This window comes from Escherichia sp. KCJ4928, assembly GCF_004352695.1.
Taxonomy (GTDB): domain Bacteria; phylum Pseudomonadota; class Gammaproteobacteria; order Enterobacterales; family Enterobacteriaceae; genus ECMA0423.
The window spans coordinates 1-12,976 of sequence record NZ_SJWV01000031.1; the positions used below are offsets into that span (position 1 = coordinate 1).

At 55.3% G+C, this 12,976-nt stretch carries 11 protein-coding genes; all 11 read left to right on the forward strand.

What is annotated here, in order from left to right; all coding sequences use genetic code 11:
- The first annotated feature begins 3 nt into the window (after nucleotides 1-3).
- The 11 genes from hpaG to btsT all read left to right on the forward strand — a co-directional run bounded on the left by hpaG (nucleotide 4) and on the right by btsT (nucleotide 12,954).
- Nucleotides 4-1,293, forward strand: coding sequence for a 4-hydroxyphenylacetate degradation bifunctional isomerase/decarboxylase (hpaG, locus tag E0D98_RS07250; protein WP_000679095.1), 1,290 nt, complete (start codon nucleotides 4-6; stop codon nucleotides 1,291-1,293).
- Nucleotides 1,290-2,756, forward strand: coding sequence for a 5-carboxymethyl-2-hydroxymuconate semialdehyde dehydrogenase (gene hpaE, locus E0D98_RS07255; protein WP_000757493.1), 1,467 nt, complete (start codon nucleotides 1,290-1,292; stop codon nucleotides 2,754-2,756). The genes hpaG and hpaE overlap by 4 nt, the downstream gene beginning before the upstream one ends.
- A gap of 1 nt (nucleotide 2,757) precedes the next feature.
- Nucleotides 2,758-3,609 (forward strand): 3,4-dihydroxyphenylacetate 2,3-dioxygenase, encoded by an 852-nt coding sequence (hpaD, locus tag E0D98_RS07260; protein WP_000516983.1) that lies wholly within the window; start codon nucleotides 2,758-2,760, stop codon nucleotides 3,607-3,609.
- A gap of 9 nt (nucleotides 3,610-3,618) precedes the next feature.
- Nucleotides 3,619-3,999 carry a 5-carboxymethyl-2-hydroxymuconate Delta-isomerase gene (locus E0D98_RS07265; RefSeq protein WP_001119868.1) on the forward strand — a complete coding sequence of 127 codons (381 nt, stop codon included), beginning with the start codon at nucleotides 3,619-3,621 and terminating at the stop codon, nucleotides 3,997-3,999.
- Between the two features lie 67 nt (nucleotides 4,000-4,066).
- Nucleotides 4,067-4,870 (forward strand): 2-oxo-hept-4-ene-1,7-dioate hydratase, encoded by an 804-nt coding sequence (hpaH, locus tag E0D98_RS07270; protein WP_000459750.1) that lies wholly within the window; start codon nucleotides 4,067-4,069, stop codon nucleotides 4,868-4,870.
- A 10-nt stretch (nucleotides 4,871-4,880) separates the two neighbouring features.
- Nucleotides 4,881-5,669 carry a 4-hydroxy-2-oxoheptanedioate aldolase gene (gene hpaI, locus E0D98_RS07275; protein ID WP_000431704.1) on the forward strand — a complete coding sequence of 263 codons (789 nt, stop codon included), beginning with the start codon at nucleotides 4,881-4,883 and terminating at the stop codon, nucleotides 5,667-5,669.
- A gap of 122 nt (nucleotides 5,670-5,791) precedes the next feature.
- Nucleotides 5,792-7,168 carry a 4-hydroxyphenylacetate permease gene (hpaX, locus tag E0D98_RS07280; RefSeq protein ID WP_001285777.1) on the forward strand — a complete coding sequence of 459 codons (1,377 nt, stop codon included), beginning with the start codon at nucleotides 5,792-5,794 and terminating at the stop codon, nucleotides 7,166-7,168.
- A gap of 9 nt (nucleotides 7,169-7,177) precedes the next feature.
- Nucleotides 7,178-8,068 carry a 4-hydroxyphenylacetate catabolism regulatory protein HpaA gene (gene hpaA / locus E0D98_RS07285; protein WP_000332890.1) on the forward strand — a complete coding sequence of 297 codons (891 nt, stop codon included), beginning with the start codon at nucleotides 7,178-7,180 and terminating at the stop codon, nucleotides 8,066-8,068.
- A 250-nt stretch (nucleotides 8,069-8,318) separates the two neighbouring features.
- Nucleotides 8,319-9,881, forward strand: coding sequence for a 4-hydroxyphenylacetate 3-monooxygenase, oxygenase component (hpaB, locus tag E0D98_RS07290; RefSeq protein ID WP_000801473.1), 1,563 nt, complete (start codon nucleotides 8,319-8,321; stop codon nucleotides 9,879-9,881).
- Between the two features lie 17 nt (nucleotides 9,882-9,898).
- Nucleotides 9,899-10,411, forward strand: a complete 513-nt coding sequence (locus E0D98_RS07295) for a 4-hydroxyphenylacetate 3-monooxygenase reductase subunit (protein ID WP_001175455.1) — start codon at nucleotides 9,899-9,901, stop codon at nucleotides 10,409-10,411.
- A gap of 392 nt (nucleotides 10,412-10,803) precedes the next feature.
- Nucleotides 10,804-12,954, forward strand: a complete 2,151-nt coding sequence (btsT, locus tag E0D98_RS07300; protein WP_001356021.1) for a pyruvate/proton symporter BtsT — start codon at nucleotides 10,804-10,806, stop codon at nucleotides 12,952-12,954.
- The last annotated feature ends 22 nt before the right edge of the window (nucleotides 12,955-12,976 follow it).

Sequence of the window (12,976 nt, forward strand, 5' to 3'; positions counted from 1 at the left end):
GTAATGAAAGGCACTATCTTCGCCGTAGCGTTGAACCATCGCAGCCAACTTGATGCATGGCAGGAAGCGTTCCAGCAATCCCCCTACAAAGCCCCGCCTAAAACTGCGGTCTGGTTTATTAAACCGCGCAATACGGTGATTGGTTGCGGTGAACCGATTCCCTTTCCACAGGGTGAAAAGGTACTGAGCGGTGCGACTGTTGCGCTGATTGTGGGAAAAACGGCGACGAAAGTACGTGAAGAAGATGCGGCAGAGTACATCGCCGGATATGCGCTGGCTAACGACGTCAGCCTGCCGGAAGAGAGCTTTTACCGCCCGGCAATCAAAGCAAAATGTCGTGATGGATTCTGCCCCATTGGCGAAACCGTGGCTCTCAGCAATGTCGATAATCTGACCATCTATACCGAGATCAACGGGCGTCCTGCCGATCACTGGAATACCGCCGATTTACAACGTAACGCCGCGCAGTTGCTGAGCGCCCTGAGCGAATTTGCCACACTGAATCCAGGCGATGCCATTCTGCTCGGCACGCCACAGGCGCGCGTGGAAATACAGCCAGGCGATCGCGTTCGTGTTCTCGCAGAAGGTTTCCCGCCGCTGGAAAATCCGGTAGTGGACGAACGTGAAGTGACCACGCGCAAGAGCTTCCCAACGCAGCCACACCCGCACGGCACGCTGTTTGCCCTCGGCCTGAACTACGCCGACCACGCCAGCGAACTGGAATTTAAGCCACCGGAAGAACCGCTGGTGTTCCTGAAAGCGCCAAATACCCTCACTGGCGATAACCAGACCTCCGTGCGTCCAAACAATATTGAATACATGCACTATGAAGCGGAGCTGGTGGTAGTTATTGGCAAACAGGCGCGTAGCGTCAGCGAAGCCGATGCCATGGATTATGTCGCGGGCTACACCGTGTGTAACGACTACGCCATTCGCGACTATCTGGAAAACTACTACCGCCCTAACCTGCGGGTAAAAAGCCGCGACGGACTGACGCCGATGCTTTCAACCATCGTGCCGAAAGAGGCGATCCCGGACCCGCATAATCTGACCCTTCGCACCTTCGTCAACGGCGAGTTACGCCAGCAAGGCACCACCGCCGATCTGATCTTCAGCGTGCCCTTCCTGATCGCCTACTTAAGCGAATTTATGACCCTGAATCCGGGCGACATGATCGCCACCGGCACACCAAAAGGCTTATCTGACGTGGTGCCTGGCGATGAAGTAGTGGTGGAAGTAGAAGGCGTGGGCCGCCTGGTGAACCGAATTGTGAGTGAGGAAACAGCGAAATGAAAAAAGTAAATCATTGGATCAACGGCAAAAATTTTGCAGGTAACGACTACTTCCAGACCACCAATCCGGCAACGGGTGAAGTGCTGGCGGATGTGGCCTCTGGCGGTGAAGCGGAGATCAATCAGGCGGTAGCGGCAGCGAAAGAGGCGTTCCCGAGATGGGCCAATCTGCCAATGAAAGAGCGTGCGCGCCTGATGCGCCGTCTGGGCGATCTGATCGACCAGAACGTGCCAGAGATCGCCGCGATGGAAACCGCGGACACCGGCCTGCCGATCCATCAGACCAAAAATGTGTTGATCCCACGCGCTTCCCACAACTTTGAATTTTTCGCGGAAGTCTGCCAGCAGATGAACGGCAAGACCTATCCGGTTGACGACAAGATGCTCAACTACACGCTGGTGCAGCCGGTGGGCGTTTGTGCGCTGGTATCGCCGTGGAACGTACCGTTTATGACCGCCACATGGAAGGTCGCGCCGTGTCTGGCGCTGGGCAATACCGCGGTACTGAAAATGTCGGAACTCTCCCCGCTGACCGCTGACCGCCTGGGTGAGCTGGCGCTGGAAGCCGGTATTCCGGCAGGCGTGCTGAACGTGGTACAGGGCTACGGCGCAACCGCAGGGGATGCGCTGGTTCGTCATCATGACGTACGTGCCGTGTCGTTCACCGGCGGTACGGCCACCGGGCGCAACATCATGAAAAACGCCGGGCTGAAAAAATACTCCATGGAACTGGGCGGTAAATCGCCGGTGCTGATTTTTGAAGATGCCGATATTGAACGCGCGCTGGACGCCGCCCTGTTCACCATCTTCTCGATCAACGGCGAACGCTGCACCGCCGGTTCGCGCATCTTTATTCAGCAAAGCATCTACCCGGAATTCGTTAAACGCTTTGCCGAACGCGCCAACCGTCTGCGCGTGGGCGATCCGAACGATCCGAATACCCAGGTTGGCGCGCTTATTAGCCAGCAGCACTGGGAAAAAGTCTCCGGCTATATCCGTCTCGGCATTGAAGAAGGCGCAACCCTGCTGGCGGGCGGCCCGGATAAACCGTCCGACCTGCCTGCGCACCTGAAAGGCGGCAACTTCCTGCGCCCAACCGTGCTGGCAGACGTTGATAACCGTATGCGCGTCGCCCAGGAAGAGATTTTCGGGCCGGTCGCCTGCCTGCTGCCGTTTAAAGACGAAGCTGAAGGCTTACGCCTGGCAAACGACGTGGAGTACGGCCTCGCGTCGTACATCTGGACACAGGATGTCAGCAAAGTGCTGCGTCTGGCGCGTGGCATTGAAGCTGGCATGGTGTTCGTCAACACCCAGAACGTGCGTGATTTGCGCCAGCCGTTTGGCGGCGTAAAAGCCTCCGGCACCGGGCGTGAAGGCGGTGAGTACAGCTTCGAAGTGTTCGCGGAAATGAAGAACGTCTGCATTTCCATGGGCGACCATCCAATTCCGAAATGGGGAGTCTGATATGGGTAAGTTAGCGTTAGCCGCCAAGATCACGCACGTACCGTCGATGTATCTCTCTGAACTGCCAGGGAAAAACCACGGTTGCCGCCAGGGCGCGATCGACGGGCATAAAGAGATCAGCAAGCGTTGCCGGGAAATGGGCGTCGATACCATTATCGTTTTCGATACCCACTGGCTGGTCAACAGTGCTTATCACATCAACTGTGCAGACCATTTTGAAGGCATCTACACCAGCAACGAGCTGCCGCATTTTATCCGCGATATGACCTACAACTACGAGGGCAACCCGGAGTTGGGGCAGCTTATTGCCGATGAAGCCTTAAAGCTCGGCGTGCGGGCAAAAGCGCACAACATTCCCAGCCTGAAACTGGAATACGGCACGCTGGTACCGATGCGCTACATGAATGAAGACAAGCACTTCAAAGTGGTCTCCATTTCGGCTTTCTGCACGGTTCACGATTTTGCCGACAGCCGCAAGCTGGGCGAAGCGATTCTGAAAGCGATCGAACAGTACGACGGCACCGTGGCGGTCCTTGCCAGCGGTTCGTTATCGCACCGCTTTATTGACGATCAGCGTGCAGAAGAAGGGATGAACAGCTACACCCGCGAGTTCGACCGCCAGATGGACGAGCGCGTGGTGAAGTTGTGGCGCGAAGGCCAGTTCAAAGAGTTCTGCAATATGCTGCCGGAGTACGCCGACTACTGCTACGGCGAAGGCAATATGCACGACACGGTGATGCTGCTGGGGATGCTCGGCTGGGATAAATACGACGGCAAGGTGGAGTTTATTACCGAGCTGTTCCCAAGCTCTGGCACCGGTCAGGTTAACGCTGTTTTCCCGCTGCCCGCGTAAGGACGTTTTATGCCGCACTTTATCGTGGAATGTACTGAAAATATTCGTGAAGAAGCCCGCTTACCTGAGCTGTTTGCCAGTGTTAACACTGCACTGGCGGCAACGGGGATTTTTCCGCTTGGGGGAATACGTAGCCGGGCGCACTGGATCGATACCTGGCAAATGGCTGATGGCAAGCACGATTACGCCTTTGTGCATATGACGCTAAAAATCGGCAGCGGGCGCAGCCTGGAAAGCCGTCAGGAAGTGGGCGAAATGCTGTTTGATCTGATTAAAACGCACTTCGCCTCACTGATGGAGAGCCGTTACCTGGCGCTTTCATTTGAGATTGCAGAGCTGCACCCGACGCTGAATTTTAAACAAAACAACGTGCACGCGTTGTTTAAATAAATTTGCACCAGCTTCCAGGCCGGATGATAAGGCGCAGCCGCATCCGGCAATGCCACAGGATATCGCTATGTTCGATAAACACACCCACACCCTGATCGCCCAGCGTCTGGATCAGGCAGAAAAACAGCGCGAACAGATCCGCGCGATCTCGCTGGATTACCCGGAGATCACCATCGAAGACGCTTACGCGGTGCAGCGTGAATGGGTTCGCCTGAAAATAGCCGAAGGTCGCACGCTGAAAGGCCACAAAATCGGCCTGACCTCGAAAGCGATGCAGGCCAGCTCACAAATCAGCGAGCCGGATTACGGTGCCCTGCTGGATGACATGTTCTTCCACGATGGCAGCGATATCCCGACCGATCGCTTTATCGTGCCGCGCATTGAAGTGGAGCTGGCTTTCGTGCTGGCAAAACCGCTGCGTGGGCCAAACTGCACGCTGTTCGACGTCTACAACGCCACGGACTACGTGATCCCGGCGCTGGAGCTGATCGACGCTCGCTGCCACAACATCGATCCGGAAACCCAGCGCCCGCGCAAAGTGTTCGACACCATTTCCGATAACGCCGCCAACGCCGGGGTGATCCTCGGCGGTCGTCCGATCAAACCAGACGAACTGGATCTGCGTTGGATCTCCGCCCTGATGTATCGCAATGGCGTGATTGAAGAAACCGGCGTCGCCGCTGGTGTGCTGAATCATCCGGCAAACGGCGTGGCCTGGCTGGCGAACAAACTCGCACCGTATGACGTACAACTGGAAGCCGGGCAAATCATTCTCGGCGGTTCGTTCACCCGCCCGGTTCCGGCGCGTAAGGGCGACACCTTCCACGTCGATTACGGCAACATGGGCTCCATTAGCTGCCGCTTTGTTTAAGGAGAGAACGATGGAAAACAGTTTTAAAGCGGCGCTGAAAGCAGGCCGTCCGCAGATTGGATTATGGCTGGGGCTGAGCAGCAGCTACAGCGCGGAGTTACTGGCCGGAGCAGGATTCGACTGGTTGTTGATCGACGGTGAGCACGCGCCGAATAACGTGCAAACCGTGCTCACCCAGCTACAGGCGATTGCGCCCTACCCCAGCCAGCCGGTAGTACGTCCGTCGTGGAACGATCCGGTGCAAATCAAACAACTGCTGGACGTCGGCACACAAACCTTACTGGTGCCGATGGTTCAAAACGCTGACGAAGCCCGTGAAGCGGTACGCGCCACCCGTTATCCCCCCGCCGGTATTCGCGGTGTGGGCAGTGCGCTGGCCCGCGCCTCGCGCTGGAATCGTATTCCTGATTACCTGCAAAAAGCCAACGATCAAATGTGCGTGCTGGTGCAGATCGAAACGCGTGAGGCAATGAAGAACTTACCGCAGATTCTGGACGTGGAAGGAGTCGACGGCGTGTTTATCGGCCCGGCGGATCTGAGCGCCGATATGGGTTATGCCGGTAATCCACAGCACCCGGAAGTACAGGCCGCCATTGAGCAGGCGATCGTGCAGATCCGCGAAGCGGGCAAAGCACCGGGGATCCTGATCGCCAATGAGCAACTGGCAAAACGCTATCTGGAACTGGGCGCGCTGTTTGTCGCCGTCGGCGTTGACACCACCCTGCTCGCCCGCGCCGCTGAAGCGCTGGCAGCACGGTTTGGTGCGCAGGCTACCGCCGTGAAGCCCGGCGTGTATTAATGCCGGATGCGCTGCGCTTATCCGGCCTACACTCGCACCAAATCGTAGGCCGGATAAGGCGTTACGCCGCATCCAGCAAAAACCTTGTCGTACCCTACAAAAATCCCATTAGAGGAAGAAAAATGAGCGACACCTCACCTGCCATACCGGAGAGTATCGATCCGGCGAATCAGCATAAAGCGCTGACTGCCGGACAACAGGCGGTTATTAAGAAGCTATTTCGCCGCCTGATCGTCTTTCTGTTCGTGCTGTTTATCTTCTCGTTCCTTGATCGCATCAACATCGGCTTTGCCGGACTCACGATGGGACGCGACCTCGGTCTGAGCGCCACCATGTTTGGCCTCGCTACCACCCTGTTCTACGCCGCTTATGTCATCTTCGGCATTCCCAGCAACATTATGCTGAGTATTGTCGGTGCGCGGCGCTGGATCGCCACCATCATGGTGCTTTGGGGCATCGCCTCTACTGCCACCATGTTTGCCACTGGCCCCACCAGCTTGTACGTACTGCGTATACTGGTTGGCATTACCGAAGCCGGCTTTCTGCCTGGCATTCTGCTGTATTTAACCTTCTGGTTTCCAGCCTATTTCCGCGCCCGTGCCAACGCCTTGTTTATGGTTGCAATGCCGGTAACGACAGCGTTGGGATCGCTCGTTTCCGGCTACATTTTGTCGCTGGATGGCGTAATGGCATTAAAAGGCTGGCAGTGGCTGTTTTTGCTGGAAGGCTTCCCGTCGGTATTACTCGGCGTCATGGTGTGGTTCTGGCTTGATGACTCACCGGACAAAGCTAAGTGGCTGACGAAAGAAGACAAAAAATGCCTGCAAGAGATGATGGATAACGATCGTCTGACGCTGGTTCAGCCAGAGGGAGCCATCAGCCACCACGCCATGCAACAACGCAGCATGTGGCGGGAGATCTTCACTCCGGTGGTGATGATGTATACCCTGGCGTATTTCTGCCTGACCAACACACTTAGTGCGATCAGCATCTGGACACCGCAGATCCTGCAAAGCTTTAATCAGGGCAGCAGTAATATCACCATCGGCCTGCTGGCCGCCGTACCGCAGATTTGTACCATTCTCGGGATGATCTACTGGAGCCGTCACTCAGATCGCCGCCAGGAACGAAGGCATCACACCGCCCTTCCTTATTTGTTCGCTGCCGCGGGTTGGTTACTGGCTTCGGCAACTGATCACAACATGATCCAGATGCTGGGGATCATTATGGCTTCGACCGGATCATTCAGCGCAATGGCGATTTTCTGGACAACACCTGATCAGTCCATCAGCCTGCGGGCACGAGCGATCGGTATTGCGGTGATCAACGCCACTGGCAACATTGGCTCAGCGTTAAGTCCGTTTATGATCGGCTGGTTGAAAGATCTGACCGGCAGCTTTAACAGTGGATTGTGGTTTGTTGCCGCGCTGCTGGTGATTGGTGCGGGGATTATCTGGGCAATTCCAATGCAGTCCTCCCGTCCGCGAGCGACCCCGTAAGGAACGACGATGTGTGACCGTCAGATTGCCAATATTGATATCAGCAAAGAGTACGATGAAAGCCTGGGCACGGACGATGTGCATTATCAGTCCTTCGCCCGCATGGCGGCATTTTTTGGCCGCCATATGCTGCCACATCGCCACGAACAGTACTTTCAGATGCATTTCCTCAATAGCGGACAGATTGAGCTACAGCTTGACGATCATCGCTACTCGGTGGAAGCGCCCCTGTTTGTCCTGACGCCGCCGTCAGTACCTCATGCGTTTATTACGGAGTCTGACGCCGACGGTCATGTGTTGACGGTACGGGAAGATCTGATCTGGCCCCTGCTGGAAGTTCTTTATCCAGGCACTCGGGAAACCTTCGGCCTGCCGGGGATTTGCCTGTCACTGGCAGATAAACCCGACGAACTGGCGGCGCTGGAACACTATTGGCAACTGATAGAGCGGGAATCGGTAGAACAACTGCCTGGACGGGAACACACCCTGACGTTACTGGCACAGGCAGTGTTCACCCTACTGCTGCGTAACGCAAAACTCGACGACCATGCCGCCAGCGGAATGCGCGGAGAATTAAAACTGTTCCAGCGTTTTCATATGCTGATTGAAAGCCATTTTCATCAGCACTGGACAGTACCGGATTACGCTAACGAACTGCATATCACCGAATCACGCCTCACGGACATCTGCCGCCGCTTTGCCAACCGTCCGCCAAAACGGTTGATTTTCGACAGGCAGCTGCGAGAAGCCAAGCGGCTGCTGCTGTTTTCTGATAACGCCGTGAACAATATTGCCTGGCAACTCGGTTTTAAGGATCCAGCTTATTTTGCGCGCTTTTTTAATCGCTTAGTCGGTTGCTCGCCCAGTGCTTATCGTGCCAAAAAAGTACCTGTGACGTGAAAATCCCTTAGCCTTAACGGGAAACCAGGCACCACCTGCTATTCCCCTTTCTCCGCCTGGAGCAAGGGGATTTAGTAACGTCAAAAATCGCTAAAAGCGACCTCGATCACAAAACCGTACCCGACCTGAAAAGTACCAGCCATTGTCCCAAAAGTGTCTTCCCGTAATCGCCCCTGCAAGCTTCAATTGAATAACAAAAACAACACACAAAATTAACAATCGTATTCCGATTAATACTGTAGAGGTCGACATGAAACCAGAAGATTTCCGCGCCAGTACCCAACGTCCGTTCACCGGGGAAGAGTATCTGAAAAGCCTGCAGGATGGTCGCGAGATCTATATCTATGGCGAGCGAGTGAAAGACGTCACTACTCATCCGGCATTTCGTAATGCGGCAGCGTCTGTTGCCCAACTGTACGACGCGCTGCACAAACCGGAGATGCAGGACTCTCTGTGCTGGAACACCGACACCGGCAGCGGCGGCTATACCCATAAATTCTTCCGCGTGGCGAAAAGTGCCGACGACCTGCGCCAGCAACGCGACGCCATCGCTGAGTGGTCACGCCTGAGCTATGGCTGGATGGGCCGTACCCCAGACTACAAAGCTGCTTTCGGTTGCGCACTGGGCGCGAATCCGGGCTTTTACGGTCAGTTCGAGCAGAACGCCCGTAACTGGTACACCCGTATTCAGGAAACTGGCCTCTACTTTAACCACGCGATTGTTAACCCACCGATCGATCGTCATTTGCCGACCGATAAAGTAAAAGACGTTTACATCAAGCTGGAAAAAGAGACTGACGCCGGGATTATCGTCAGCGGTGCGAAAGTGGTTGCCACCAACTCGGCGCTGACTCACTACAACATGATTGGCTTCGGCTCGGCACAAGTGATGGGCGAAAACCCGGACTTCGCACTGATGTTCGTTGCGCCAATGGATGCCGATGGCGTGAAATTAATCTCCCGCGCCTCTTATGAGATGGTCGCGGGTGCTACCGGCTCGCCATACGACTACCCGCTCTCCAGCCGCTTCGATGAGAACGATGCGATTCTGGTGATGGATAACGTGCTGATCCCATGGGAAAACGTACTGATCTACCGCGATTTCGATCGCTGCCGTCGCTGGACAATGGAAGGCGGTTTTGCCCGTATGTATCCGCTGCAAGCCTGTGTGCGCCTGGCAGTGAAACTCGACTTCATTACAGCACTGCTGAAAAAATCACTCGAATGTACCGGCACCCTGGAGTTCCGTGGTGTACAGGCCGATCTCGGTGAAGTGGTGGCGTGGCGCAACACCTTCTGGGCATTGAGTGACTCGATGTGTTCTGAAGCGACGCCGTGGGTCAACGGGGCTTATTTACCGGATCATGCCGCACTGCAAACCTATCGCGTACTGGCACCAATGGCCTACGCGAAGATCAAAAACATTATCGAACGCAACGTTACCAGTGGCCTGATCTATCTCCCTTCCAGTGCCCGTGACCTGAACAATCCGCAGATCGACCAGTATCTGGCGAAGTATGTGCGCGGTTCGAACGGTATGGATCACGTCCAGCGCATCAAGATCCTCAAACTGATGTGGGATGCCATTGGCAGCGAGTTTGGTGGTCGTCACGAACTGTATGAAATCAACTACTCCGGTAGCCAGGATGAGATTCGCCTGCAGTGTCTGCGCCAGGCACAAAGCTCCGGCAATATGGACAAGATGATGGCGATGGTTGATCGCTGCCTGTCGGAATACGACCAGAACGGCTGGACTGTGCCGCACCTGCACAACAACGACGATATCAACATGCTGGATAAGCTGCTGAAATAACGCAGCAGGAGGTTAAGATGCAATTAGATGAACAACGCCTGCGCTTTCGTGACGCAATGGCCAGCCTGTCGGCAGCGGTAAATATTATCACCACCGAGGGCGACGCCGGACAATGCGGAATTACGGCAACGGCCGTCTGCTCGGTCACGGATACACCACCGTCGCTGATGGTGTGCATTAACGCCAACAGTGCGATGAACCCGGTTTTTCAGGGCAACGGTAAGTTGTGCGTCAACGTCCTCAACCATGAGCAGGAACTGATGGCACGCCACTTCGCGGGCATGACAGGCATGGCGATGGAAGAGCGTTTTAGCCTCTCATGCTGGCAAAAAGGTCCGCTGGCGCAGCCGGTGCTGAAAGGTTCGCTGGCCAGTCTTGAAGGAGAGATCCGCGATGTGCAGGCGATTGGCACACATCTGGTGTATCTGGTGGAGATTAAAAACATCATCCTCAGTGCAGAAGGTCACGGACTTATTTACTTTAAACGCCGTTTCCATCCGGTGATGCTGGAAATGGAAGCTGCGATTTAAGCTCCAGCCCCTTCACGCATTCGTCGAAGGGGCATTTTTATTGTGATCTCAATCACATATCCACCCGATGAATAATTCTTGCCCAACCGCTCACCGCCATTCCTGACCGCTTACATCCCTAAAATAACCACTCAGTTATTTACCTTACTTTACGCGCGCGTATCTCTGGCAACATCACTGCAGGATAGCGGTCAATTTACCTCCTCAAACGCAACGCAAACCTAGAACGGCTTCGGCCTATGATTAACAAATTACTCTATGGATTTTGGTTTGCAGGAAGGCAGCAAGTGAGTGAATCCCCGGGAGCTTGCAACAGTAAGTGACAGAGGTGAACGAACGCAGCTGCCGCACCTGTAAGCCAAAAGACGACGAGTAAAATGCCAGGTTTTACTATGGATACGAAAAAACTATTCAAGCACATACCCTGGGTGATTCTCGGAATCATCGGTGCATTCTGCCTCGCGGTAGTTGCATTACGTCGGGGGGAGCACGTCAGCGCCCTGTGGATCGTGGTCGCCTCTGTGTCGGTGTATCTGGTGGCTTATCGCTACTACAGTCTGTACATCGCCCAGAAGGTGATGAAACTCGACCCCACGCGCGCGACGCCTGCGGTTATTAACAACGACGGTCTGAACTATGTTCCGACCAACCGTTACGTGTTGTTTGGTCACCACTTCGCCGCTATCGCCGGTGCTGGTCCGCTGGTTGGTCCGGTTCTCGCCGCGCAGATGGGCTACCTGCCCGGCACGCTGTGGCTGCTGGCGGGGGTAGTGCTGGCCGGTGCGGTACAGGACTTTATGGTGCTGTTTATCTCCTCTCGCCGTAACGGCGCATCTCTCGGTGAGATGATCAAAGAAGAGATGGGGCCAGTACCGGGAACTATCGCGCTGTTTGGCTGTTTCTTAATCATGATCATCATCCTCGCCGTCCTGGCGCTGATTGTGGTTAAAGCCCTGGCCGAAAGTCCGTGGGGTGTCTTCACCGTTTGCTCAACCGTACCGATTGCGCTGTTTATGGGTATCTACATGCGCTTTATCCGTCCGGGGCGTGTGGGTGAAGTCTCTGTTATTGGTATCGTGCTGCTGGTTGCCTCTATCTACTTCGGTGGCGTGATTGCTCACGACCCGTACTGGGGTCCGGCACTGACCTTTAAAGACACCACCATTACCTTCGCGCTGATTGGCTATGCGTTTATTTCCGCGCTGCTGCCGGTGTGGCTGATCCTCGCACCACGCGACTATCTGGCAACCTTCCTGAAAATCGGCGTTATCGTCGGCCTGGCGCTGGGTATCGTGGTGCTGAACCCGGAACTGAAAATGCCTGCGATGACCCAGTACATTGACGGTACTGGCCCGCTGTGGAAAGGCGCTCTGTTCCCGTTCCTGTTCATCACCATCGCCTGTGGTGCGGTATCTGGCTTCCACGCGCTGATCTCTTCCGGTACGACGCCGAAACTGCTGGCTAACGAAACCGACGCGCGTTTCATTGGCTACGGCGCAATGCTGATGGAGTCCTTCGTGGCGATTATGGCGCTGGTTGCTGCGTCCATCATCGAACCGGGTCTTTACTTCGCGATGAATACCCCGCCTGCTGGCCTTGGCATCACCATGCCTAACCTGCATGAAATGGGTGGCGAGAACGCGCCGATCATCATGGCGCAGTTGAAAGACGTTACCGCACACGCGGCAGCGACCGTCAGCTCCTGGGGCTTCGTGATTTCGCCAGAGCAGATCCTGCAAACCGCGAAAGACATTGGTGAGCCTTCTGTCCTGAACCGTGCAGGTGGTGCGCCGACACTGGCGGTAGGTATCGCGCACGTGTTCCACAAAGTGCTGCCGATGGCTGACATGGGCTTCTGGTATCACTTCGGTATTCTGTTCGAAGCCCTGTTCATCCTGACCGCGCTGGATGCGGGTACCCGTTCTGGCCGCTTTATGCTGCAGGACCTGCTGGGTAACTTCATCCCGTTCCTGAAAAAAACCGACTCTCTGGTTGCTGGTATCATCGGTACTGCGGGCTGTGTGGGTCTGTGGGGCTACCTGCTGTATCAGGGCGTGGTCGATCCGCTGGGCGGCGTTAAGAGCCTGTGGCCGCTGTTCGGTATTTCCAACCAGATGCTGGCAGCCGTAGCGCTGGTACTGGGCACCGTTGTGCTGATTAAGATGAAGCGCACCCAATACATCTGGGTAACTGTTGTTCCGGCTGTATGGCTGCTTATCTGCACCACCTGGGCGCTGGGCCTGAAACTGTTCAGCACCAACCCGCAGATGGAAGGCTTCTTCTACATGGCAAGCCAGTACAAAGAGAAGATTGCTAACGGTACTGACCTGACGGCGCAGCAGATTGCCAACATGAACCACATCGTTGTGAACAACTACACCAACGCAGGCCTGAGTATTCTGTTCCTGATTGTGGTGTACAGCATCATCTTCTACGGTTTCAAAACCTGGCTTGCGGTGCGTAACAGCGACAAACGTACTGACAAAGAAACACCGTACGTTCCAATCCCGGAAGGCGGCGTGAAGATCTCTTCGCACCACTAACCGTGTTTAGCCCCGCTTCGGC

Bases quoted from the DNA above. Each gene is read 5' to 3' on its own strand.
- hpaG (WP_000679095.1), top strand. From the start codon at position 4: ATGAAAGGCACTATCTTCGCCGTAGCGTTGAACCATCGCAGCCAACTT.
- hpaE (WP_000757493.1), top strand. From the start codon at position 1,290: ATGAAAAAAGTAAATCATTGGATCAACGGCAAAAATTTTGCAGGTAAC.
- hpaD (WP_000516983.1), top strand. From the start codon at position 2,758: ATGGGTAAGTTAGCGTTAGCCGCCAAGATCACGCACGTACCGTCGATG.
- E0D98_RS07265 (WP_001119868.1), top strand. From the start codon at position 3,619: ATGCCGCACTTTATCGTGGAATGTACTGAAAATATTCGTGAAGAAGCC.
- hpaH (WP_000459750.1), top strand. From the start codon at position 4,067: ATGTTCGATAAACACACCCACACCCTGATCGCCCAGCGTCTGGATCAG.
- hpaI (WP_000431704.1), top strand. From the start codon at position 4,881: ATGGAAAACAGTTTTAAAGCGGCGCTGAAAGCAGGCCGTCCGCAGATT.
- hpaX (WP_001285777.1), top strand. From the start codon at position 5,792: ATGAGCGACACCTCACCTGCCATACCGGAGAGTATCGATCCGGCGAAT.
- hpaA (WP_000332890.1), top strand. From the start codon at position 7,178: ATGTGTGACCGTCAGATTGCCAATATTGATATCAGCAAAGAGTACGAT.
- hpaB (WP_000801473.1), top strand. From the start codon at position 8,319: ATGAAACCAGAAGATTTCCGCGCCAGTACCCAACGTCCGTTCACCGGG.
- E0D98_RS07295 (WP_001175455.1), top strand. From the start codon at position 9,899: ATGCAATTAGATGAACAACGCCTGCGCTTTCGTGACGCAATGGCCAGC.
- btsT (WP_001356021.1), top strand. From the start codon at position 10,804: ATGGATACGAAAAAACTATTCAAGCACATACCCTGGGTGATTCTCGGA.